Origin of the sequence: Vibrio sp. MarTm2, from assembly GCF_027587055.1 — a bacterium.
Lineage (GTDB): Bacteria > Pseudomonadota > Gammaproteobacteria > Enterobacterales > Vibrionaceae > Vibrio > Vibrio sinaloensis_D.
Map to the genome: position 1 here is coordinate 592,591 of NZ_JAPPTK010000003.1, position 22,436 is coordinate 615,026.

Consider the following 22,436-nt stretch of genomic DNA (forward strand, 5'->3'; position numbering starts at 1 on the left):
AAAAGTTCCGTCCCTTAAGGTGTTTTTACCTCACTTGGCGATAAAAGCATCAATAAGAACAAGCCATGTCGATAAAGCCTTATCGGTCAGCAGCTTAAGATATGGGGCTAAAATTTAGAGAAACAATATTTCATTAGTGAAATCACAAATCTCAAACTAGATATCAAAGTTTTGCAGGAAAAATGTCCGGTTAACTACAAATTAGTAAAGGAATGTGTCAAAACGTCGATATACTTAGAAGATTGGATAGGCCTCACGTGGGGAGAGCATCGGCGAATGTCGTCAGTGTGAAGGCCAAACATTTACAACCATTGCTTTCAGAAGGCAGAGAACCAATGAAATTTAACTCCATTAGTATCAAGCAAAAGGTCGTTGCAGGGATTACCTTCGCTGTACTAGCGTCCACCATTATTGTTGGTGTTATGGCGCAACGACAAGCGCGAAGCGTTCTTGAACATCGTCTTATTGACATCGAACTCCCGTCAATGCTTGAGCAAATCAACGCGCAGATTGACCGCGAAGTTATGCAGCTTTTGTTAGCCGCAGAACAAGTCGCGAACAACGAATTTATTAAGCAAGCGGTCAATACCACATCCATTGATGCGCAAACCGAAGCCTTGTTGGTGAAAGAGCTTAATAACGTACGTAGTCAATATCAGTTGAATGATGCGTCTGTCGCGAACCGAAACACCGCATACTATTGGAATCAAAACGGCTTCTTACGCCAACTAAACCAACAACAAGATGGTTGGTTCTTTGGCTTTACGCAGTCAGGTAAGCCGACGTCGGTCAGCATTTTCCAAGAGGCGAATGGCGACGTGAAAATGTTCACCAATTTCCAGCTAACCAATGGGTTGACCATGTCCGGCTTGTCGAAATCAATGGACGATATGGTCTCTTTGCTAAACGGCTTTAAGATTGAGAAAACTGGTTATGTCTTTTTGACAGACGCAGAAGGTAACGTTCAAATCCACCGTGACAGCAGCAAAGCAAAATCTTCTCTGTCTCAGTTGTTTGGTCGTGAATCGGCAGATCTATTAGGCAAATCAGGTTTTAACCTCATCGAGGCAGATTCAGATGGACAAAGCGTGTTCGTTGCCAGCACTTACATACCTTCAATGAATTGGTTTGTTGTTGGTGTTGTACCTGTCGATGAAGTGTTCGCCGATCTAAACAGTGTTGCTAAGCAAATGATGGTAACGACTGTTGTGGTAGCTGGCTTGTTTATCTTTATGGGTATCTTCCTTGCCAACAGCATTGCGAGCCCAATTCGAGCGATTGCAGAGCGTTTCAGTGACCTCGGAAAAGGCGATGGTGATTTATCTCAGCGTATCGAAGTGAAAGGCAGCGATGAAATTGGCCAGCTTTCGGAAGGTTTCAACGGCTTTATCGAGAAGATTCACGAATCGATGAAAGAAGTGGCATCGACCAGTGGTGCGCTTCAGTCGGCTGCGGATGGGGTTTCAACCAAAGCCCATACTACGCACAACAACAGTCAGATGCAGCGCGATCAAACAATCCAAGTAGTGACAGCGATTAACCAAATGGGCGCGACGATCAGCGAGATTGCTTCGAATGCCGCGACCGCTGCTGAAACGGCTTCACAAGCATCAGACAACACTCAAGTGGGTCAAGATGTGGTCAACAAAGCCAAAGATGCCATCAGTCGACTTGCTTCAGATATAGAGAGTACCGGCCAAGTTGTAGAGCAGCTAGCGTCTACCACGCAGGATATTGGCTCAATCTTAGACGTAATTCGTGACATTTCAGAGCAAACCAACCTGCTTGCACTTAACGCGGCCATCGAGGCTGCGCGTGCTGGTGAGCAAGGTCGAGGCTTTGCGGTGGTTGCGGATGAAGTTCGTAACCTTGCTAGCCGCACCGCAGACTCGACAGAAGAAATTCAGAAGATGATTAACCAGCTGCAAAGCGACGCAAAAGATGCGGTAACCGCGATGGAAGCAGGTAAAGCGGTAACGGGTGAGGGCGTTTCCTCTTCCGATGAAGCGGTGGAAGTATTGATCTCTATTTCTGAACGTATTCATGATATTTCAGATCGAAACACGCAAGTGGCAACGGCGACCGAAGAGCAGTCAACGGTTGTTCATACCATTAACCAAAATATCGAAGAGATTAATGCAATCAACGAAGTGACCACGGGCACGGCAGAAGAACTGGCGGCAGCAAGTGCGGAGCTGAAAGATCTCTCGATGCGTCTTGATCGTATGGTTGGCAGTTTTAAACTGTAAACTGCACGCCAAGCTAGAAAAAATGGGGCTAAGTGGGTTACACTTAGCCCCATTATTTTTAGGTAAGTTTGAAATATAGGGTCGTTGAATCATGAGTGATTTCGAGAAAGAACTAGAGCAAATGTCTCAAGAAATGGGTGACCAGCCAGAAGTCGCGCTGCCAACAATTGACGAGCAAAAGGCGATTGCAGCAGAGCTAAAACAGCTTGAGGCAGAAGGCAAACTCACTCCGGAAGTACTTGAACAGTACTTTGGTAAGTTTTACGCGAAGAACGACAGACCTGTTCATTAATTCGTAGTGATTGCATTTCGAAAGCCGCCAATGGCGGCTTTTATTATTTGGACGACAGAAATGTTTATTGTTTATCGATTGATTAAGTTAGCCGTGATTTGTGCGGTCTTTTTTACCCTTTATGATCTTATCGCTTTCGGTGAAATTACTTGGGTAAGTCGGCTCATTGCCCAGTTTTAGGCTTGCGTACAAACTATCGACAAAAGTTTTGCTTCAAGACTAGAGATAACTCTTTGTAAAGACTAGGCTATCAGTATATCCCTCATCACAAAGAGACCGATAATGGAACAAAAGCTCTATTACTGGCTACATCGAGCCTACATGTTGGGGCTAAAAGTGGCAGCCAAAGTGCTTCCTATCTCCAAACCGACCCTTTTCTTGGGTAAAGAAGCGCTTAAACAGCTTTGCCACAGTGTCTCTATCATGGACATCAAAAAAGTGCTGATTGTGACCGACAAGGGGATCATAAAACTCGGCTTAGCGAAAAAGCTCGCGTTTGAGTTTGAACGTGTCGGTGTGCACTGCGATATCTATGATGGGGTTGAGCCTGACCCGACATACAATCATGTGGAAGCAGGGCTGTCTCTGTATCGAAAGCATCGATGTCAAGCTGTTGTGGCGCTTGGCGGCGGCTCTCCTATCGATTGCGCGAAGGTGATTGCTGCTTGTGCAACCAACCATAAACCGATTCGACGTTTGGTCGGTTTGCTCAAGGTATGGAAGGCACCTGCCCCAATCTTCGTCATTCCGACAACGGCAGGCACAGGATCAGAAGTGACCGTTGCTGCTGTGGTATCTAATCCTGATACTCACCAAAAAACACCCATCATGGACCCGAAACTTGTGCCAATTGCAGCAGCTCTGGATCCAAGTTTGATGCTCGCTTTACCTTCGACTATCACTGCGCAAACTGGGATGGATGCACTAACTCATGCTATTGAGTCTTATCTTTCAGGCAATGCTACTCAAGAAACCGATCGCTACGCGTTAGCGGCTATTACCTTGATTGATGAAAACCTCGAAAAAGCGGTCAAGTTTGGCCAAAACGCGACAGCTCGGCAGAACATGGCGCTGGCTTCTTACTATGCGGGGCTCGCGTTTACCAAAGCCAGTCTTGGGTATGTTCATGCGATTGCTCACACGCTCGGGGCGAAATACGGTATTCCTCATGGGTTAGCAAATGCAGTCGTACTGCCGCACGTACTCGCGTTTTCTCAGTGCGCGGCAAAAGAAAGAATGGCGAAGTTGGCCGATACCTTGGCATTAACCGACAGCCATGTCTCAGACTCGTTAAAGGCGCAAGCGTTGGTTGACTATGTTAAGCGTTTACAGAAGCAGCTAGATCTGCCGTCAAGTTTTGACCAAATTTTGCAAGAGCATGTTACGGAATTGGCGAAGCAATCTCTACATGAGGCGAGGTGGAATTACCCTGTGCCCAAGTATATGCAGCAAGAAGAATGTGAGCAGTTGATTTTGGCAGTCGCCGTAAATAAATAAAAGCCCCGAGCATGGCTAAGGGGCTTTCAACTATTTACAAGATTGGTTTTCTATTTAACGGTCCAACCGATGGTTTCGCCTGCGCGAATCGGCACAACGATATCATTGCCAAATGGCATAGATTCAGCGACAGACCATTCTTGTTTAGTAAGCGTTACGGTATCTGTATTGCGAGGCACGCCGTAGAAATCTGGGCCATTATGGCTGGCAAACGCTTCAAGATTCTCTAGTTTACCTTCCAACTCAAACACTTCTGCGTAAAGTTCTAACGCTGCATGCGCCGTGTAAGAACCCGCACAGCCACAAGCCGCTTCTTTCATGCCTTTCGCATGTGGCGCTGAATCTGTACCAAGGAAGAACTTTTTACTGCCACTCGTCGCGGCTTCAACTAACGCTTTTTGGTGAGTATTGCGTTTTAGAATAGGTAGGCAGTAAAAGTGTGGCTTGATTCCGCCAACCAGCATGTGGTTGCGGTTGAACAGCAGGTGATGGGCGGTGATCGTCGCTGCCACATTGTCATTTGCGTTTTTCACAAACGTTGCCGCATCTGCGGTCGTGATATGCTCTAAAACAATTTTAAGATTTGGGAAATCATTGACGATAGGCGCTAAAACCGTATCAAGGAACTCTTTTTCACGGTCAAAAATGTCAATATCATGGTGAGTCACTTCGCCATGCACGAGCAGTAGCATGCCGACTTCTTGCATTGCCTCTAGCACGTGGTAGATGTTTTTGGCGTTAGTCACACCAGAGTCGGAGTTGGTTGTTGCCCCCGCAGGGTAGAGCTTAGCCGCAACTACAGCACCGGATTCTTTCGCTTTGCGTATTTCGTCTGGCGTTGTGTTATCCGTTAAGTAGAGCGCCATAAGAGGCTCAAACTGCGCACTTGGTTTTTCTGCCATGATACGTTCACGGTACGCAAGCGCCATTTCAGTGTTGGTCACAGGTGGGACAGTGTTTGGCATGATTAGCGCGCGGCCATTGTAGCGGCTAATATCTCGCACGGTATCCTTTAGAACGTCGCCATCACGAAGATGAACATGCCAGTCGTCAGGACGTGTGATCGTAAGTGTTGTCATTATTGCTCCCACCATTAGTAAGTTGTCTGATTGGAGCCCAAGCCAGCGAAAACTGTGAAAGCAAACGCTTACGCTTAGGCGACAGGATGATAGAGCAATCAGCTTTGTATTTCACCCCTTTTTTTGCGGGCGTAAATAATCGCTGGGCTTTTACTCGATTATTTCATCGTAAGCCATAATGCGTGGATGCTACCGGGCAGAAAGAAAAAGATCGTTAACACGAGGTTGATGATGAAGTCTTTATTGAGTCCTTTGTCGAGAAATACCGCGAGTGGCGGCAAGAAGATACAAAGTAGAATCATGACCAGTTTGTTCATAAGAGTTTCCTTGTTGATAGAATAGATAACAACACTATAGAGTTTTTTAAATATTTGGTGTTTTTTGTTTAGAGAAAGCAATGCTGTCTCAAACTTAAGATAGATTGAAACGCAAACCTTATCTGTACAAAACAATGACGACAATCTAAGGGAATTATCTATTCCAAGACAGTCGAGTCGAGATGAGTATAATATAGCCAAATTATTACAAGCTCAGGATTAGCAATGTCAGCTTCAACTCTTTCTCAAATCAATGTTTTTCCGGTTAAATCTGTTGGTGGTATCTCACTCTCTTCTGCATGGGTGGAAAAGCAAGGTCTCGCCTTTGATCGCCGCTTTATGCTTGCCCTTTCTGATGGTTCTATGGTGACCGCGCGTAAATACCCTCAAATGGTACTTGTTACCTCAACATTAACACCGGACGGGTTGATTTTTACCGCTGCAGGATACGAGCCGCTACGCTTGCGTTATCAAGACTTTAAAATGCAAGAGGCGCCAGCTCAGGTCTGGAAAGACAATTTTATTGCTTACACAACGACGGATGACGCAGATGATTGGTTCAGTGAAGTACTTGGCCAGCGTGTGGAGTTACTGTTTACAGGTGAACAGTCGAACCGTGTCAGGGAAAAGCTCGGACATAACGTGAGCTTTGCTGATGGTTATCCGCTGTTGGTGATCAGCGAAGCGTCATTGGATGAGTTGAACCGACGCAGTTCAGAGACACATTCGATGGACCAGTTTCGTACTAATTTGGTGGTCAGTGCCAGCGAACCTTTTGTTGAAGATAGCTGGAAGCGAATTCGCATTGGCGAAGTCGAGTTTGAAGCGGTAAAGCCTTGTGAGCGCTGCGTTTTGACGACGGTAGACGTTGAGAAAGGCCAGTTTCGTGCGTCCAAAGAGCCGTTAAGTACTTTGTCACAGTTCAGAGCGAACGAACGGGGTGGCGTTTTCTTTGGTCAGAACTTAGTGGCGAAGAATGAAGGAATGATTCGCCAGGGCGATCAAGTCGAGGTCCTCGAGTATAAAGAGAAAGAGGTCTACGAAGACAATTCTCCGGTACAGCGTCTCATGACATGCGTAGAGCGAGAAGATATCGCCCGAGATTTCACCACATTTTGGTTAGAGCCTCAGCACGGAGACATGCCGATTTATCAACCGGGTCAACATCTGCCGATTACGTTGGAGATTGACGGTGAGCAAGTGGCGCGCCGTTATACGCTGTCATCTAGTCCATCAAGACCTGGTCGTTTGGCTATCTCTGTTAAGCGAGTTAACGGTGGTCGTGTGTCTAACTGGCTAGCCGACCACTTCCAAGTCGGCGATACATTGAGCTGCGAAGACCCTGATGGACGTTTTCATATTGGCAATAAGCAAGGTTTACCGATGTTGTTGCTATCGGCTGGGAGTGGCGTTACACCGATGATGTCTATGCTTCGTTATCTTTCAGATCATGACCAAGTCAATGATGTCGTGTTCTACCATCAATGTCGCAGTGTGGAAGACATTCCGTATAAAGAAGAGCTGGATGAGTTAAAGCGCAAGCATGAAGGGTTGACTGTCTTTATCTCGTTGACTCAAGCGCCGATTGACTGGTTTGGCTTGAAAGGAAGATTAAGCCTTTCTCACCTCAAGCAAATTAAAAATCCAGATCAGCGTCAGGTGTTTGTGTGTGGTCCTGATGGCTTCATGCAAAAAGCGAAGAACTTGCTGTTAAGACAGGGGCTGCCTGAGTCTTGTTATCACCAAGAAGCATTTGGTGTGGCGACTGTCGCCGTGAAAGAGCACAAGTCAGTCACGATTTCGTTAAATGGCAATATGTTTACAGGGGACAACCAAAAAACGTTGCTTGAGCAAGCTGAAGATGCCGGTTTACCCATCGCAAACAGTTGTCGTGCGGGGCTGTGTGGCGCTTGTAAGGTGACGGTAGAGTCAGGGAAAGTGCATCAACCTGATGTGCCAGCTATCACAGAGGAAGAGCGCAATATGGGGGTCGCGTTAGCTTGTTGCTGCGTCCCAGAAACCGACCTTGATATCGTTAACTAACCAAGATGAGCGTCTCTTTTTGAGGCGCTTTTCGTTTTCATCTCGATAATCAGCGGATCGCACTCTTGTTGCGTCCGTTGTGCTTCGCGCCATAAAGCGCTTGATCGGCGCGTCGGTACAACGCGAAAAAATCGCAGTCTTCGGGGGTGAGCTCAGTCACTCCGCATGAAATGGTAAACGGAGCAGTCACATGATTGATCGGCGAGTTCTGAAAGTTAACTCGTAAGCGATCAGCAATCTCATGCGCACCTTGTGCTGAGGTGTTGCTCAATACAATCAAAAACTCTTCACCGCCAATTCGTCCACAGCAGTCAGCACTGCGCAAGTTGCGGCGAATAATATCAGCTAGCTCGACAATCACTTTGTCGCCAAAATCGTGTCCGTGTGCGTCGTTTATTTTCTTGAAATGATCAATATCGATAAGGATACAAGAGAGCGGTGTATTTAACTCAGACGCTTGGTGGTAAGCGCTGGAAAAAAACTGCCACAGCTTACGTCGATTGCACAATTTGGTGAGTTCATCGGTATTGGCGAGTTCCGCTAATTTCTCCCGCATGTTGACCAAATCGGTTATATCCGTTGAAACGCCAATTAAGCCAATGACCTTCTTCGTGTTGATGCAAATTATGGGCTTTTTGATGGCTCGGTAGATGCGCAGTTTGCCGTCGGGAATGGCTTTGGTGTGCTCTTCGTGAATGACCGTATTCGCCGTTTCAAACACGGTTCGGTCGCTGGTAAGAATATCGTCGAGCAGTTCGGGGTCGAAAAAGTCATGATCGGTTTTCCCTTTTAGCGTCTCAAGGCTCGTGTTGAATAACTCCAGCGTGAGTTGATTGGCGTATAGGTACTCTCCATGACGGTTCTTGACGAACACGTAAGAGCCTATTTCATTCAAGACCACTTCATGCAATGTGAAGTGGTCATGGTTGTAGATGTCTTCAATGCGCTCCAGCTCTATCATAAAACCTCCCAACGTGAGTGAGGTCTAGCCCATTTTTACTGACGTTTGTGCAACTAATAATCTTATCTAATTATAAAGTACATTTTTAGCTCGCCCTTTAACCATATACCGAATTGTCAGTAACTACCTATATCTGGTTAACGTTTTGTAGCGCTTGTTGTGTCTTACGTTTGAGTTTTAACTGAGAAAGTAGTACGCCAGAGATCACCATCAACCCACCAAACAGGTGATAGTGTTGAATAGTTTCACCAAGTAACGTTGCTGCAAGGGTTATCGCTACGACCGGCATTAGGTTCATAAACATCGCGCTTGAATCTGCGCCTATGATGTCAATCGCTTTAACCCACATCCAAGGTGCAAGAACCGACGCCGCAACGCCTGCATACGCGATGAGTGGTAAAGATTCAGTGGCCGGCAGTAGTTGATCGCTGGTTAACCAGAGTGGAGTGAGCATCAACAGTGCCAATACGCCTTGCATGTAAACCATAGTCCAATTCGAGATTGGCATTTTCCAACGCTTAAGCAGGACACAGTAGGCGGCGTAGCATACTGCGGTGATCACCATCAGCCCGTCACCAAACGAAATAGAGTTATGCAAGAAGAAGGTGGCATCACCTTGACCCAGCATCAGCGCTAACCCAGCGAGCGCCAAAACGCCCCCTATGATGCTTAAAGGTGAGATGGATTTACCCAATAATGGCACGCTTAGGAAAACGCTGAGTAAAGGAACCAGTGATGAAATCAGTGCCATGTTTGATGCGCTGGTGGTTAGTCCGGCGTAGTACGCTAGGGTCTGGTTGAGTACCATACCAAGCAATGCCAAAAACGCGATTTTTGCCAAGTAAGGTTTGATGACGCCCCACTGCTTAATCACTTTGATTAGGCAAAAAGGGGTCAACAAGGAAATCGCCAGTAGCCAACGGTAAAAAGCCATTGAGCTTGGTTCAATGACCTCTGACGCCATCTTGTTAATGATTGCATTTCCGCCCCAAATGAAAACGGTAATGAGGGGTAACAGGTAAACCATGTGACTGCCATCGCGTTATTTTGATGGAATATAGTGTGACAGGTCTATATGATTGCAAATATCTTTAAAAAGACATTAGGCGTTGTAGGAAGACAAGTTTGAGAAAGTCAGCGAAACATCTTCATCCGTCTTTATCAATCGATAAAGCACCATCCGATGTATTTATGAATTTTGAGGCGTTTTTGTCCAACACAGAAACCCGAATGCACAGCCATCCGTGGGGGCAGGTGCAATTGATCAGTGGTGGTATTTTAGAGATGGAGGCGGAAGATACTCGATTTCTCGCGCCGCCTCATTTAGCGATTTGGGTACCTGCGGGGGTAAAACACACAAGTTATAACCGAAAGCCCTTATCCTATTGCTCGTTGAACATCGATCATACCCTCACCACAAATTTTCCTGATTGTACAAGCTTGATCAAAGTGACGCCGATTGTGTCGGCGATTATCGACGATTTTCGTCAGCGTGGGGTCAATGTGGCGCAGACTGAGCAGGATAGGCGATTGGTTCAAGTGCTGCTTGATCAACTCGCTACGCGGGATACGCAACATCACTTTCTTCCGTCTACGGACAATAAGTATCTGGCGACGATATTAGCAGCGGTAGAAGAAAACCCCATCGACAACCGCAGCCTATCGGAGTGGGCGGAGCACGTTCACACCACGGAGCGTACGCTCGCGCGCCATTGCCAATCTGAACTGGGAATGAGCTTTACGGAGTGGCGGTTGCGTGTTCGTTATCTCTATTCGATGGATCTTTTGCGTAAAGGTCACTCGGTAAAAGAGGTGGCGCTCACCTTAGGCTATAACCAAGCGAGTCCGTTCATTGCCATGTTTAAAAAGTACTCTGGGCAGACACCAGAGCAGTACAAAAACAAACTGCTGTAAGTCTGTGGTTTGTACGCAGGCTAGGTACGTTCGTTAGATACCAAAAAGGCGCAAGAATGTCTGCGCCTTTGTTGTAGTGAGTCGATCTCTATAGCTGCTCTAATACAAAATCTAGCCCACCGATGATCGCAGCGACTTGCGCGCGGTTGCACTCGTTGTCTGTGACTTTGTCACTATCTGGATACACTTCGGTTGTGGTGCCATAGGTGCAGGTCGTTACGCCTCCGCACAGACCAAGTTTCACCATCGGGTAATTGATCACGCCATGTTGGACAACCGGTGAACCGATGATTTCGCCTTGGTCATCGGCAGGTGCGATGTGAGTGACCTTGCTCACCGATGCAGTCACTGCGGCTTGGAACTCAGGTTGTGGGTTTTCCGTATCGCCCACGGTGTAGAACCCATCAGGAATCATGCCTTCGATGTATTCGATACCCTCTCTTGCAGCGAGCGCTGGTCGAAACTCACTCTCATCTGTATCCGTTGTTTCATGCAGGTCGATATGAACCAGCACATCGCCTTCAATTGTCGTAACAAGAGCCATTAGGTTTGCAGACTCTTCAGCAGGACTGTTTGCGTAGAAAGAACGGTTTGGATCGATGGCCAGTGGGTTCCAACGATTGATGGTTTCATAACCCCAAGGGCTAACACAGGGTGCGACGATGATATTGAAATGTTGGCTATATTTCTCCATCTGTTCATCAGCAAACAGCAGAGCGCCATGTACGCCGCTGGTTTCGTAGCCGTGGACGCCGCCTGTGATCAAAACCGCCGGTTTCGCTGCGTCCCATTGTTTGCTCTTGATGCACAAAAGAGGGTAGCGCTCTGGGTCATAAGAGAGCGCGCCATATTGCTCAACATTAAAACGTTCAGCTAGCGCTTGAATTTTAGGCACGACTTCTTGTTGGTATTCGCGTTTGATGGTGGTCTGTTCACGCCAAGCGATTCGTTCCGCATCTCCCCATTTTTGTCCTGGGGTGCCGATAGGGTAGGTGTAAGAACTGCGCATTACCTTGCCTTTGAGGTTATTAAAATACCGCCACAGCATAGTGTGCAATGCGCAGTCTCGCAATCACTAGGCGGTAAGAATGGCCAGTTTTTCCCCGTCTGAGCGTCAATTGGATTTGTCCTTTCTAATTCTAGTGTTACATTTGCTTACATTGATTGACGATCCTAATGAGAATGGACTTATGGCAGGTGCAAGCCTTTTAACCTTGTTGGATGACATTGCAACCGTTCTTGATGACGTTGCATTAATGTCGAAAGTCGCGGCGAAGAAAACCGCAGGAGTACTAGGAGACGATCTTGCGCTAAACGCACAGCAAGTATCGGGCGTGACAGCAGAGCGTGAGATCCCCGTTGTTTGGAGTGTGGCGAAAGGGTCATTTCGCAACAAGCTTGTCTTGGTTCCTGCGGCGCTATTGATTAGTGCTTTTGTCCCTTGGCTGATTATGCCGTTGCTATTGCTTGGCGGCTTATTTCTGTGTTTTGAAGGTGCAGAGAAGATCATTGAGAAGCTGTTTCATAGTAAGCATCCTGAGCAAGAGAAAACGCAGCTGGACAATGAGTTGTCCATTGAAGAATATGAGAAGCGAAAGATCGCCGGTGCAATTCGAACTGATTTTATCCTTTCAGCGGAAATCATTGTGATTGCGTTAGGGACAGTGCAAGGTCAGTCCACACTTACCCAAGTGCTGGTGGTGAGCTTAATAGCGGTATTGATGACCATCGGTGTCTATGGTCTAGTTACGGGTATCGTTAAGCTCGATGATCTTGGTTTTTACTTAGAGCGCCGAAGCCAAGGCAAAGGGATGATGGCGACAGTCGGACGAAGTTTGATAGCTTTTGCCCCTAAACTGATGAAGGTGCTGGCGGTCGTCGGTACAGCGGCTATGTTTCTTGTTGGTGGCGGGATTGTAGTCCACAACGTTCCGATGATTCACCACTGGATAGAGCCGATTATTATGGACATTCCCAATATCTCTTTGGCAAAAGCGCTGTTTCCTAGTTTGTTAAATGGCTTAATTGGTGTGGTTGCTGGCTTGGCCGTGGTCTCTGTTTGGTGGCTGATTGGGCGAGTTAAAAACCGATAAACTAAGGAGAGCCAAGGCTCTCCTTTTTACTCTTGTGTGATTTGTTGTAACGCTGAAATCAAGAGTTCGGTTGTTTGCGCCCCTGAGATCAGATGTTTTTGATTAATGATAATCGCAGGTACGGCGTTGATCCCGGCTTCAAGCCATTGCTGCTCCGTAGTGGCAACACTCTCTGCCCAGCCTTCATCACGGATAACCTCTTCGGCCACACTTGGGTCTAGACCGACGCTTTGAGCGCATTGGATCAAGACTTCTCCGTCTCCGATATCTTGATTGTCGGTGAAGTAGCAGTGGAAAAGTGCAAGTTGTAACTCCAACTGTTTCTCTTCGCTCGATGACCACATTAGCAACTGGTGTGCTTTGCGCGTGTTGTAGATACGCATATCCGGAGTGAAATGGAATGGGAATCCAACTTCATTCCCAAGTTGGGTCAATGTTTGTCTTGCGGCGTCACTCGCTTCATCGTTGGTGCCATACTTTTCCTGTAAATGCTGTTTGAGATTTTGCCCCTCTACGCCCATTGCTGGGTTGAGTTCAAAAGGGTGCCAGTTAATATCGGCTTCCACTTCATCAGACAGTGTCATCAAGGCTTGCTCTAAACGTTTGTAGCCGATGATGCACCATGGGCAAACCACATCAGAGACGATATCAATACGAACTTTGTTCATTGTGCTTCCCTTACTTAACTTCTCTATCAGTATAGCCTCGTCTTGGAGGCAATTTTATTGGAAGGGTCACTGTTTCGCTATCTCTACGCCTTATGGCTACTACGCAAAAAGTGCATCTTAGGGGGATAGGAAGGGTTATCCTGTTTGCTACTATGATGACAATGAAATGATTACGTTCAATAAAGAAGAACAACCAAAGGAACAGGTGATGTGTAACATTCACGCAACTGATGTCATTTTGCATGCGTTTGATTGGCCCTACGAACTGGTGACCAAGCGAGCGAAAGAAATTGCCCAAGCTGGATATAAAACCGTATTGGTCTCGCCACCAATGAAATCACTAAAAACAAAGGCGGGAACTCAATGGTGGCAACGTTATCAACCACAAGATTATCGCGTTATTGATAACCAGCTAGGTAATACTGACGACGTCAAGACAATGATTGCAGAGTTAAAGCAATACGACGTTCGCGTCTATGCCGATGTGGTGTTTAACCACATGGCCAATGAGTCGTCCGTACGCACCGATTTACAATACCCAAGTGATAAAGAGTTAGCAGACTATCAAACAGAAGCGGACTACTTCGAACAACAGAAGCTGTTTGGCGATCTGACTGAGCCTTTATTTGACTATCCTGATTTTGTTGAAGCGTTCGGCATCAAGGACTGGGAAGATAAATGGCAAGTCCAAAATGGTCGTATTACTGGAGGCCCGCAAGATCCAGGATTACCGACCTTACGAGTCTGCGACAACGTTGTGACCCAACAGCAAAACTACCTTTTAGCGCTCAAAAAGTTAGGGTTTAAAGGATTTCGCATTGATGCCGCAAAGCACATGACTCTAGAGCATCTACAACAAGTTTGGACTGAGGATATTTGCCAAGACACGCATATTTTCGGTGAGATCATTACCAGTGGCGGCGCGACTAAACCTGAGTACGAGTTATTCTTGGAGCCTTTTCTCGCTCATACCCGCTTCGGTGCTTACGATTTTCCATTGTTCCAGGTGACGTACGACGCGCTCGAAGCCGGCGGGAGTCTGAAAAGCTGGGTTGATCCATACTGTTTTGGGCAGGCGCTATCACAAAGACGTGCCATTACTTTTGCCATCACACATGATATCCCCAATAACCAAGTTTTTGAAAACCTCGTGATGGACGAAGCGTTGGAGTGGCTAGCCTACAGCTATATATTGGGGCGAGATGGTGGGGTGCCACTCATCTACACTGACCTAGATACCAGTGGTTACTTGGATAAATGCGGCAACCCAAGATGGTTAAATGCGTGGAATGACCCTAAGATGGTCGCCGCGATCAGGTTCCACAACTCTGTTCACGGTGAACCTATGAAGGTTATTGAAGCATCGGATGACGTCTTGGTCTTCTCTCGCGGGGAGAAGGGCGTTGTTATCATCAACAAATCGAAACGGGCGCAAACGATAGAGTTGACCTCTGAGCACAATTGGACTGATTTGCTCTCCGGACGCGAGTACTCCTCGACGAAAGGATGTGTCGAAATGCGTGTTTCTGGCATAAGCAGCATAATGGCGGTCAGCACTGAATAAATCAAAAAGGGCGCATAGATTGCGCCCTAATATAGGGTTGATTAGCGTCGAGCTTAGACGGTGAACTTGTTCAATATAGAGTCCTGCTCACGAATATTCTCTGTTTGGGCTTGCATCGCGATGTTAGCGTTTTCAGCCGCATCCGCCACTTGTGTGGAGAGATCTTTTATCTTCACAGTGTTGTTATTGATTTCTTCTGCGACCAAACTTTGCTCCTCTGCCGCAGAGGCGATTTGGATATTCATATCGCTAATGCGTTGAATAGCATCGCGAATACTGTTGAGCGCGACATTGGCTTCTTGCGCGCGTGCAACGGCATCGGTCGCAGTGGATTTACTCATGTTCATTGCGTTGGCGACTGAGCTTGCACCGGCTTGAAGTTGTTCAATCATATTGCGGATTTCAGTGGTCGACTCTTGGGTACGTTGAGCCAAGGTTCGCACCTCATCGGCAACCACCGCAAAGCCGCGACCAGATTCGCCCGCTCGAGCCGCCTCAATCGCCGCGTTAAGGGCAAGTAAGTTGGTTTGATCGGCAATGTCATTGATCACTTTCAGAATGGTTTCAATGTTATCAGTCGCTGACTCTAAGACTTTGACCTCTTCTACTGCCTCATCGATTTTTTGCGACAGGTTATCAATTGCACCTGTCGTATCGCTGACAACCGATGTTCCCAAGCTCGTTGCGTCGTCGGCTTCTTTTGCCGCTGCCGCTGCGCCTTGGGCATTGTTGGCGACTTCACCAGAGGTCGTGGCCATTTCGTGCATTGCGGTGGCAAGCTGTTCCAACTCATGAAGTTGATCTTGCATTGCAGCTGCTGACTCTTGCAGGCCCATTGATGTCATTTCCGAGCCACGCAAAATTTCAGAGCCGATGGCTTTCGACTGGGTGATGAGTTGTTGCAGGGTTCCTGTAAAATCATTAAAACCAGAAGCCAGCACTGAAAACTCTTTGTCTGTTTTAGTGTCTAGGCGCTTGGTCAAATCACCTTGCCCAGAGGCAACGTCTTGGATAGCATCATTTAATGTATCTAGAGGCTTCATCAGAACACGAATCAGCAACAGTAGTAAAAAGACACTGACGACAAGCGCGATAATCGAATAGACAATCGAGCTGTTTCGTAAGTCTGCGAGGGATTGATACGCCACTTCCTCGTCAAGTATCACACCAATGTACCAGTCTTCACCGGACACTTTAGAAAAGTCGAGGGTGAACTGCTTTCCATCCAACATGACTTGTTGGGGCTCTTCTTTAATTTGAGCGTCGCCGAGGAAATCTCTCATCGGAGCACCGTTTAGCTCCGTTTTAGGGTGGGCAATGGTCGTACCGTCTCCAGATACGATAAATACATAACCGGCGTTGAAAAGTTGGACTCGATTAACCAACTCGGCAAGGGCGGCCAAGCTTACGTCATAGAAAATAGCACCAATGAACTGGCCGTTATCACGAACAGGGGTGGCAATCGAGACCAGAATCTCGCCAGTAGCAGAATCGGCGTAGGGCGCGGTAATGATCAGTTTGCCGGAGTTTTTAGCGTCAATATACCAAGGGCGAACGCGTGGGTCCCACGTTGGTCCGGGGTTCCAAGAAGGGTCATTATTGATGTTCGAACCATCTTTCTCGAAGCCTAAACCGGCCAGTAAAAATGTCTCTTTGACTACGGGTCTTGTTAGCACCGCTTCAATCGCATCCGGCGACAAGTCGACTTCAAGCATGCTTGTCGCGTATGCCGCGATCGCCTTACGGCCGTTGATTTCTGCACCAGTCGTGTCCCTTACCCCATCAACGATTTCGTTGACACTGGAGGTGACTTGCGAGCGGATTTCACTTTTAACGGTGTAATATTGTTGGAGCGTAAGCAAAGTGACAGTGGCAAGCAAGAGAGCAGATGATGCTGCCACGATTTTATGGCTGAATTTCATTCGGTCATCCCTATCTATAAAAAATGAGCAGTTACTCATAGATTTATAGTTAGTAAATGACTATTCAGCCAGTAATTCGTTAAACTTTTCTACTAGTCACCTAGCGTGATGGATTCCAGTTGCGTGAATAGCGCTTCGTTTCCATCAAACATTTGCTTGATAACTTGCGCTCGTTTGTTACCTGATAGAAGTCTCTTTTTCGCTTCACGGATTTTCAATACCAACTGATGCTCATTTAGCAGTGCAGAATCTGAGCTATCCCACGCCCATTGATTGATCTGTTGGGTCAATGTACTCTCTTGCAGCGCGGGGGTTAACTGAGCGATGTCGGCTTTCAGAACGGTGAGCAGATCGGCATCGTTTTGAGGGTTTCGTGAGTCGTCCGATAAGCGGCTGATGATCGCCTGAGCAAGTTCAGTCAGGGACACAAATCCACCTTGTTTCGGCAACGACACTTGGACTCGACTCGAGATGTCAATACATTGAACGTGAGTGTTTGGGAAGTAGCTGACTGCACATAAAGTATCAAACGGCAACCAGAAGCTCTGGCCAGGTTCTACGGCATACTCTAACTTGCCTAACTTGACCAATACCAAACCTTCTTTGACCTGAAAAAGAGTGTGCTTTAACAGTTTTCGTCTTGCAGTGGAGTGGAGAAAGTCGTATCGCGAAGTCTGATGTGAGATGGCGTAGTGCATGGGAATACTCATTACAAATGGGGCGCTAAGAGTAACGTGTTTCGTCTCAAAATCCAATATCAAATCAAGTTAAGGTAAAAACGTGGTCTGACCTTTGTAAATCTGAGAGAAGTATAGCTGCTAAGATCGCCATCTATGCGTAGAATAGGCCAGCTTTTTGTTTGATGTAACTAGAAATGACTAAAACTAACGATCCATTTATTGATATCCGTCCTTACAATGATGACGAGATTCCAGCGGCGATTGATCGACTGGTAAACGACGAAGAATTTATTAGCGCTATTTTACAGCACCGTTTCTCTAACCACGCTGGCTGGTTTAAGGCACTGATGTCACCGTTGGTGAAAGTGTACTTAAGAATGAAATGGTCCAAGCTCAACTCCGTTGAAGCGATACAGTTTGAAGTAAAAAAATATCTTGAACAAACCCTTAGCACCACAACAAACGGGGTGACTTATAGCGGTTTGGAGAAGCTTGATAAGCAGGAATCCTATCTATTTGTTTCCAATCACCGTGACATTGCGATGGATCCTGCCTTAGTTAACTACGGTTTGTACCAAAGCGAACACAAAACGGTTCGTATCGCGATTGGCGACAACTTACTGAAAAAACCGTGTGCAACAGAACTGATGCGTTTGAACAAGAGTTTTATCGTGAAACGCTCAGCGAAAGGCCCGCGTGAAATGATGAAGGCGCTTGGAACATTATCTGCTTATATCAAGCACTCGTTGGATACGGGGCATTCGATCTGGATTGCGCAAAAAGAAGGACGCGCGAAAGATGGCAATGACTTTACCGATCCAGCGATTTTAAAGATGTTCCACGTTGAAGGACGTAAGCAGAAAATTGAGTTTTCTGAGTACATTAAATCGTTGAAGATTGTTCCGGTGTCTATTTCTTACGAAAATGATCCATGTGACATCGCAAAAGCGTTAGAGCTATGGCAAAAAGCAGAGCACGGAAGCTACGAAAAAGGTGAGTTCGAAGACATCGAGAGCATCATTCAAGGCATCGTGGGAGAAAAGGGGCGTGTCCACGTTGCGTTTGGTGACGTTATCGACCAGACCTATGACACGCCAGAAGCGCTCGCAGAAGAAATTGATCGCCAAATTCATCTTCACTACAAGCTGTTTCCGATCAACCAACTGGCAGCAGGAAATGAGGACGTTGATCAAGGCGTCAAGCAGAGCCTGAAAGATAAGTTGGTCCAATTGCCAGAAGCTGCTCAGCCTTATTTGATTGCCAGCTATGCGAATCCGGTGAATAACCAAAATTAGTGACAAAAATGAATAAAGGGATGCCGCAGCGCATCCCTTTATCGTTTAACCACCCCATTAGGGAGCAACAGCACCACCAAGGTTGAGTTTGGTTGGCCATTTACTGATCCGGTTACCACCTAAAAAGATGTTTCCCCGTACCGTCATTGTATTTGGGAACTCGGTAATTTTTGAGCCACCAATGTACAAATTACCCTCCACGACCAATCCTTCAGGGAGCTTCGTTAATGGCGTGCGAATGACACTCAAATCGCCTTTTACTCTGAGTCTTGGTGGCAGAGAGGTGAGCGGCGTATCAGTTAGGTTGAGGTAACCCCCAAGTTGAATACCGGGCGGCCAGCGTTTGATATTGGCGCCGAGTAAGTTGGCAAATCCTTTGATGTTCACCCCTTTCTCCAATCGACTCAGGGCGCTATTTGACGCATCAAGGCTGCCATGAATTTCCAATCCTTCAGGGAGCGTTTTAATACCAGTCTTTGCAATGTTTAAGTTTCCATCTACGACAAGACCTGGAGGGAGCTCATCATAAGGCTTATTTCGCAGATCAAGGTTGCCGTAGTTATCAAGATGATTGAGTATTCGAAACTGATCTAATGGAGCGGCGTGGCTAAAGCCCGTCGTGAGGGTTAACAACATCGCCAGAGCTATTGTGCGCATACCTTGCCTTTACGATTCAAACTATGTTAAGTATGGATTGACTCACAACCTTGGGTCAATCTGAGAGGGCTGCAGACATAAAAAAACGGGCGTGATGCCCGTTTTATAGTCCACTTGGAAAGTTATCGTGCCAGTGAGCGAGTTTTCAATTCGAAGATCAGTTTTTCTGCGCTGACTTCGAACTTAAAACGCGCGGTTAGCTCGTTTGACTCTTCTTCGATAGGGGACACTTCATATTGCACTGCTGCGCAGACTTGTTGCGCCAGTTCAATGTATTTAGCCAGTTCACTCTCAAGCAGTGCTTTGCCTTGCGCATAGATTGTCACCTCAGCGACATCGTCGCCTTCTTTGATGATGAAACCCATTTCTCCAGCGCAACCGCAAGCTTCACAAACGTCTTGTTGTTCAGTGCTCATCTCAATATATCCTCTTACTTAAATTAGGGTCATTTTAGCGACTAATGATCGGTTTATCTATAAAAAGCAAAGGGTGTTGAATTTGTTTCAAGGCTGCGTTTTATGTTGTTTCCAAGTTACTAACTGGATGGATTTCGAACGGAGGATCTACGCCATGAGATCTAGATCACTAATTGGCGAAATTTAATGTCATTTACGCGTCAGAATGCCATTCAGTTAGTTGTCAGCTAAAGTAAATTATTAGACTATCGGCAATCAAATTATATCTAGAAAAGATGATGCCTTTTCATTTCATAAGTTCGTGGAATGCGTACTTGTGTTGGTTAGCTTACACCATAATTAGATTGCTTGTACGGTTTATCTGATGCAAGCGCAGTATAGGTAGGCGACAGAGAAGAGGTTTTTTTATGCATGACTCTTATTGAGTTAGACAGACGGATTTACAAAGAGAAGAGCCTGAACATGCCAAAGCGTAGTAAAGAAGATACTGAGATCACTATACAAAAGATCATGGACGCGGTTGTTGATCAACTGTTGCGTCTTGGTTATGACAAAATGTCTTACACCACTCTAAGCCAGCAGACTGGCGTTTCTAGAACGGGCATTAGCCACCACTTTCCAAAGAAAACGGACTTCACTGCCGCGTTAGACGGTCGCATTTTCAAGATGTTTGTTGAGCATGTTGATTTTGATAACGGTTTAGAAGCGTTTTCTTCAAGCTGGGTGAAAGCGCTAGACAATGAAGAGTTTCGCGCGATTTTGCGTTTGCTTTTCCACCATATCGTTACCTCTCAAAGCACTCACGAGTTTGCGACAAATGGGATTGAGCGTTTGTACAAAATGACTGAAACTCAGTTTGGTCAAGGCAGCGAGAAAGAGCTGGAATGGCTGATTGGTAAATCGCTGGTTCGTATGGTCTAGGTCGTACTATCGCTATGAAAAAGCCTTCACTTGAAGGCTTTTTTTGTATCTAGGCTAGAGCAAAGGTTTACTGCTGAACTGGCTCGTTCTAGTACGTGGTTTTGGGTATGGTTGCGCCCATTAGCCAATTTTCCTCTTCTCTCGCTGGATCAAATTGGCGCTGCAACTTGCTGAAATTCGATAGTTTTAAGCTACCCTTAAAATAGATAGCAGCGGCTAGGGCTAGTGAAGGTTTTTGGGTCAAAGTGGTCGGTGAGTAAACCGTTTGGCCAGCGTTTTTACGACCTTTGATAAAGTTAATAATTCAACAACTTCCCGTACCTGATGCGCTAACTATCTGTTAAACTGAATTTATTAATTGTACGAATGGCAGTAGGTGTACGAATGTCTTACCCAGTTTTAATATGTGATGACTCCGCCTTAGCAAGAAAACAGATGGCTCGTTCATTGCCCGCTTCGCTAAATGCCGATATCACCTTCGCTGTTCATGGTTTGGATGCACTTGAGCAGTTAGAGCAACATCAATTTAAGCTGATGTTCCTCGATTTGACGATGCCAGAACTCGATGGCTTCGGTACCCTTGAAGAGATTGGTAAACGTGGCATTGATGTGCCAGTCGTTGTGGTCTCGGGCGATATTCAGCCTAAAGCCAAAGAGCGTGTGATGGGGCTTGGAGCAAAAGCCTTTATTCAAAAGCCGATCGATAAAGATGCGCTAAACGAAGTGCTTAGAAGCTTGGTTCAGCCTGCTGAGCGTCCTCAAGTCATCACGCCCGTCTCTATTGAGTTGCCGATTCTACGTCGCCGCGACATCTATATGGAAGTCGCCAACGTATCGATTGGCCGCGCTGCTGACGCTCTCGCTCGTCATTTTGATGTATTTGTTCACTTACCGCTTCCTAACGTAAACATCTTTGAAGTCAGTGAGCTTCACATGGCGCTGCGAGACTTAGCGGAAAACGATCAAGTGTCAGGAGTATGCCAAGGCTTTAGTGGTGAAGGTATCGCGGGGGAGGCGCTAGTCCTTTTAAGTGACTCCAGTGTCTCTGACCTTAAAAAGCTGATGAAAGTGCCAGCAGACAGTGAAGAGCTTGAAGAGCTTGAGCTGCTGATGGATGTCTCTAATATTCTCGTTGGTTCGTTTCTAAATGGCTTAGGGCAACAGGCTGAGGTTCGTTTTTTCCAAAGCTCGCCAGTGTTGTTAGGGCAACATATTTCGATCGACTCTGTTATTCAGTCTACGACCGGCTCGTTTAAAAAGACAATGACATTTGAAGTCAGCTACAACATCGATGGAACGTCTATACGTTGTGATCTTCTGTTTATGTTTGTCGATGAATCATTACCACTTCTCGATAACAAGCTGGCCTACCTCATGGAGGACTTTTAATGATATCTCTTCCTGCAGAATTCGAGCAATTCCACTGGATGGTAGACATGGTGCAAAATGTCGATTTAGGTCTGGTGGTGTTGGATCGCGATTACAAGGTTCAAGTTTGGAACGGGTTTATGACCCATCACAGCGGGATTCAAGCCCATGAAGCCATCGATAAGTCTATCTTTGAGCTGTTCCCCGAAATTCCGCAAGATTGGTTCAAGCTCAAAACTAAGCCAGTCTACGACTTAGGTTGTCGCAGTTTTATTACCTGGCAGCAACGTCCATACCTATTCAAATGCCGAAACGTGCGACCTGTCACTCAACAAGCCGATTTCATGTACCAAAATATCACGCTGAACCCAATGCGAACCCCGACTGGTGAGGTGCGCTCTTTATTCCTATCAATACAAGATGCGACAGCGGAAGCACTCGTCTCTAAAAACAGCTAATTTGACCACAACGCCAAGGTTTTTCTTGGCGTTGTGGTTTAT

The 22,436-nt window shown here is 46.5% G+C and carries 21 protein-coding genes; 11 read left to right on the top strand and 10 right to left on the bottom strand.

From position 1 onward, the window contains the following. Positions 1 to 335: 335 nt before the first annotated feature. The 3 genes from OH458_RS10290 to OH458_RS10300 all read left to right on the top strand — a co-directional run bounded on the left by OH458_RS10290 (position 336) and on the right by OH458_RS10300 (position 4,038). A complete protein-coding gene (locus OH458_RS10290; protein WP_269978248.1) occupies positions 336 to 2,249 on the top strand; it encodes a methyl-accepting chemotaxis protein in 1,914 nt (637 codons plus the stop codon). 91 nt (positions 2,250 to 2,340) lie between these two features. Further along, positions 2,341 to 2,541 carry a hypothetical protein gene (locus OH458_RS10295; RefSeq protein ID WP_005469882.1) on the top strand — a complete coding sequence of 67 codons (201 nt, stop codon included), beginning with the start codon at positions 2,341 to 2,343 and terminating at the stop codon, positions 2,539 to 2,541. Between the two features lie 282 nt (positions 2,542 to 2,823). Next, entirely contained in the window at positions 2,824 to 4,038 is a 1,215-nt protein-coding gene (locus tag OH458_RS10300) for an iron-containing alcohol dehydrogenase (protein WP_269978249.1), read from the top strand. Between the two features lie 50 nt (positions 4,039 to 4,088). On the opposite strand, the gene pyrC is transcribed toward OH458_RS10300, so the two are convergent. Further along, a complete protein-coding gene (pyrC, locus tag OH458_RS10305) occupies positions 4,089 to 5,117 on the bottom strand; it encodes a dihydroorotase (protein WP_269978250.1) in 1,029 nt (342 codons plus the stop codon). A 158-nt stretch (positions 5,118 to 5,275) separates the two neighbouring features. Further along, on the bottom strand, positions 5,276 to 5,434 hold the full coding sequence (locus OH458_RS10310; protein ID WP_005469665.1) for a YqaE/Pmp3 family membrane protein: 159 nt from the start codon (positions 5,432 to 5,434) through the stop codon (positions 5,276 to 5,278). A 225-nt stretch (positions 5,435 to 5,659) separates the two neighbouring features. On the opposite strand from OH458_RS10310, the gene OH458_RS10315 reads away from it, so the two are divergent. Beyond that, a complete protein-coding gene (locus tag OH458_RS10315) occupies positions 5,660 to 7,477 on the top strand; it encodes a hybrid-cluster NAD(P)-dependent oxidoreductase (protein WP_269978251.1) in 1,818 nt (605 codons plus the stop codon). Positions 7,478 to 7,526: 49 nt separating this feature from the next. Here OH458_RS10315 and OH458_RS10320 read toward each other — a convergent pair whose 3' ends face one another. Both OH458_RS10320 and OH458_RS10325 read right to left on the bottom strand, forming a co-directional pair. Continuing rightward, complete coding sequence (locus tag OH458_RS10320) at positions 7,527 to 8,438, bottom strand: GGDEF domain-containing protein (RefSeq protein WP_269978252.1); 912 nt, start codon at positions 8,436 to 8,438, stop codon at positions 7,527 to 7,529. Between the two features lie 127 nt (positions 8,439 to 8,565). After that, positions 8,566 to 9,465, bottom strand: a complete 900-nt coding sequence (locus OH458_RS10325; RefSeq protein WP_269978253.1) for a DMT family transporter — start codon at positions 9,463 to 9,465, stop codon at positions 8,566 to 8,568. A gap of 98 nt (positions 9,466 to 9,563) precedes the next feature. On the opposite strand from OH458_RS10325, the gene OH458_RS10330 reads away from it, so the two are divergent. Beyond that, positions 9,564 to 10,352, top strand: a complete 789-nt coding sequence (locus OH458_RS10330; protein ID WP_269978254.1) for an AraC family transcriptional regulator — start codon at positions 9,564 to 9,566, stop codon at positions 10,350 to 10,352. Positions 10,353 to 10,440: 88 nt separating this feature from the next. Here OH458_RS10330 and OH458_RS10335 read toward each other — a convergent pair whose 3' ends face one another. Continuing rightward, positions 10,441 to 11,361: a M14 family metallopeptidase gene (locus OH458_RS10335; protein WP_269978255.1), complete on the bottom strand. Its 921-nt coding sequence runs from the start codon at positions 11,359 to 11,361 to the stop codon at positions 10,441 to 10,443. A 181-nt stretch (positions 11,362 to 11,542) separates the two neighbouring features. On the opposite strand from OH458_RS10335, the gene OH458_RS10340 reads away from it, so the two are divergent. After that, positions 11,543 to 12,445 (top strand): DUF808 domain-containing protein, encoded by a 903-nt coding sequence (locus OH458_RS10340; RefSeq protein ID WP_269978282.1) that lies wholly within the window; start codon positions 11,543 to 11,545, stop codon positions 12,443 to 12,445. 26 nt (positions 12,446 to 12,471) lie between these two features. On the opposite strand, the gene OH458_RS10345 is transcribed toward OH458_RS10340, so the two are convergent. Then, complete coding sequence (locus OH458_RS10345; RefSeq protein ID WP_269978256.1) at positions 12,472 to 13,113, bottom strand: DsbA family oxidoreductase; 642 nt, start codon at positions 13,111 to 13,113, stop codon at positions 12,472 to 12,474. Between the two features lie 208 nt (positions 13,114 to 13,321). On the opposite strand from OH458_RS10345, the gene OH458_RS10350 reads away from it, so the two are divergent. Continuing rightward, positions 13,322 to 14,677, top strand: coding sequence for an alpha-amylase family protein (locus OH458_RS10350; RefSeq protein WP_269978257.1), 1,356 nt, complete (start codon positions 13,322 to 13,324; stop codon positions 14,675 to 14,677). Positions 14,678 to 14,730: 53 nt separating this feature from the next. Here OH458_RS10350 and OH458_RS10355 read toward each other — a convergent pair whose 3' ends face one another. Together OH458_RS10355 and OH458_RS10360 are read right to left on the bottom strand one after the other, a co-directional pair. Then, on the bottom strand, positions 14,731 to 16,599 hold the full coding sequence (locus tag OH458_RS10355) for a methyl-accepting chemotaxis protein (RefSeq protein WP_269978258.1): 1,869 nt from the start codon (positions 16,597 to 16,599) through the stop codon (positions 14,731 to 14,733). Positions 16,600 to 16,691: 92 nt separating this feature from the next. Continuing rightward, positions 16,692 to 17,297: an AraC family transcriptional regulator gene (locus tag OH458_RS10360; RefSeq protein WP_269978259.1), complete on the bottom strand. Its 606-nt coding sequence runs from the start codon at positions 17,295 to 17,297 to the stop codon at positions 16,692 to 16,694. A 176-nt stretch (positions 17,298 to 17,473) separates the two neighbouring features. Between OH458_RS10360 and OH458_RS10365 the strand changes: the two genes are divergently transcribed. Beyond that, positions 17,474 to 18,574 (top strand): 1-acyl-sn-glycerol-3-phosphate acyltransferase, encoded by a 1,101-nt coding sequence (locus tag OH458_RS10365; protein WP_269978260.1) that lies wholly within the window; start codon positions 17,474 to 17,476, stop codon positions 18,572 to 18,574. Positions 18,575 to 18,631: 57 nt separating this feature from the next. On the opposite strand, the gene OH458_RS10370 is transcribed toward OH458_RS10365, so the two are convergent. Both OH458_RS10370 and OH458_RS10375 read right to left on the bottom strand, forming a co-directional pair. Then, the gene (locus OH458_RS10370; protein ID WP_269978261.1) at positions 18,632 to 19,231 is read right to left on the bottom strand and encodes a hypothetical protein; all 600 of its coding nucleotides are present in this window, start codon (positions 19,229 to 19,231) and stop codon (positions 18,632 to 18,634) included. Positions 19,232 to 19,353: 122 nt separating this feature from the next. Further along, complete coding sequence (locus OH458_RS10375; protein WP_038141607.1) at positions 19,354 to 19,647, bottom strand: YfcZ/YiiS family protein; 294 nt, start codon at positions 19,645 to 19,647, stop codon at positions 19,354 to 19,356. A gap of 462 nt (positions 19,648 to 20,109) precedes the next feature. Between OH458_RS10375 and OH458_RS10380 the strand changes: the two genes are divergently transcribed. From OH458_RS10380 to OH458_RS10390, 3 genes are all read left to right on the top strand, one after another. Next, positions 20,110 to 20,568, top strand: a complete 459-nt coding sequence (locus OH458_RS10380) for a TetR/AcrR family transcriptional regulator (protein ID WP_038141606.1) — start codon at positions 20,110 to 20,112, stop codon at positions 20,566 to 20,568. A gap of 384 nt (positions 20,569 to 20,952) precedes the next feature. Further along, entirely contained in the window at positions 20,953 to 21,957 is a 1,005-nt protein-coding gene (locus OH458_RS10385; protein WP_038141605.1) for a response regulator, read from the top strand. Beyond that, positions 21,957 to 22,394, top strand: coding sequence for a PAS domain-containing protein (locus OH458_RS10390; RefSeq protein WP_038141603.1), 438 nt, complete (start codon positions 21,957 to 21,959; stop codon positions 22,392 to 22,394). Before OH458_RS10385 ends, OH458_RS10390 begins: the two co-directional genes overlap by 1 nt. Positions 22,395 to 22,436 lie beyond the last annotated feature (42 nt).

Bases quoted from the DNA above. Each gene is read 5' to 3' on its own strand.
- OH458_RS10290 (WP_269978248.1), top strand. From the start codon at position 336: ATGAAATTTAACTCCATTAGTATCAAGCAAAAGGTCGTTGCAGGGATT.
- OH458_RS10295 (WP_005469882.1), top strand. From the start codon at position 2,341: ATGAGTGATTTCGAGAAAGAACTAGAGCAAATGTCTCAAGAAATGGGT.
- OH458_RS10300 (WP_269978249.1), top strand. From the start codon at position 2,824: ATGGAACAAAAGCTCTATTACTGGCTACATCGAGCCTACATGTTGGGG.
- pyrC (WP_269978250.1), bottom strand. From the start codon at position 5,117: ATGACAACACTTACGATCACACGTCCTGACGACTGGCATGTTCATCTT.
- OH458_RS10310 (WP_005469665.1), bottom strand. From the start codon at position 5,434: ATGAACAAACTGGTCATGATTCTACTTTGTATCTTCTTGCCGCCACTC.
- OH458_RS10315 (WP_269978251.1), top strand. From the start codon at position 5,660: ATGTCAGCTTCAACTCTTTCTCAAATCAATGTTTTTCCGGTTAAATCT.
- OH458_RS10320 (WP_269978252.1), bottom strand. From the start codon at position 8,438: ATGATAGAGCTGGAGCGCATTGAAGACATCTACAACCATGACCACTTC.
- OH458_RS10325 (WP_269978253.1), bottom strand. From the start codon at position 9,465: ATGGTTTACCTGTTACCCCTCATTACCGTTTTCATTTGGGGCGGAAAT.
- OH458_RS10335 (WP_269978255.1), bottom strand. From the start codon at position 11,361: ATGCGCAGTTCTTACACCTACCCTATCGGCACCCCAGGACAAAAATGG.
- OH458_RS10340 (WP_269978282.1), top strand. From the start codon at position 11,543: ATGGCAGGTGCAAGCCTTTTAACCTTGTTGGATGACATTGCAACCGTT.
- OH458_RS10345 (WP_269978256.1), bottom strand. From the start codon at position 13,113: ATGAACAAAGTTCGTATTGATATCGTCTCTGATGTGGTTTGCCCATGG.
- OH458_RS10350 (WP_269978257.1), top strand. From the start codon at position 13,322: ATGTGTAACATTCACGCAACTGATGTCATTTTGCATGCGTTTGATTGG.
- OH458_RS10355 (WP_269978258.1), bottom strand. From the start codon at position 16,599: ATGAAATTCAGCCATAAAATCGTGGCAGCATCATCTGCTCTCTTGCTT.
- OH458_RS10360 (WP_269978259.1), bottom strand. From the start codon at position 17,297: ATGCACTACGCCATCTCACATCAGACTTCGCGATACGACTTTCTCCAC.
- OH458_RS10365 (WP_269978260.1), top strand. From the start codon at position 17,474: ATGACTAAAACTAACGATCCATTTATTGATATCCGTCCTTACAATGAT.
- OH458_RS10370 (WP_269978261.1), bottom strand. From the start codon at position 19,231: ATGCGCACAATAGCTCTGGCGATGTTGTTAACCCTCACGACGGGCTTT.
- OH458_RS10375 (WP_038141607.1), bottom strand. From the start codon at position 19,647: ATGAGCACTGAACAACAAGACGTTTGTGAAGCTTGCGGTTGCGCTGGA.
- OH458_RS10380 (WP_038141606.1), top strand. From the start codon at position 20,110: ATGCCAAAGCGTAGTAAAGAAGATACTGAGATCACTATACAAAAGATC.
- OH458_RS10385 (WP_038141605.1), top strand. From the start codon at position 20,953: ATGTCTTACCCAGTTTTAATATGTGATGACTCCGCCTTAGCAAGAAAA.
- OH458_RS10390 (WP_038141603.1), top strand. From the start codon at position 21,957: ATGATATCTCTTCCTGCAGAATTCGAGCAATTCCACTGGATGGTAGAC.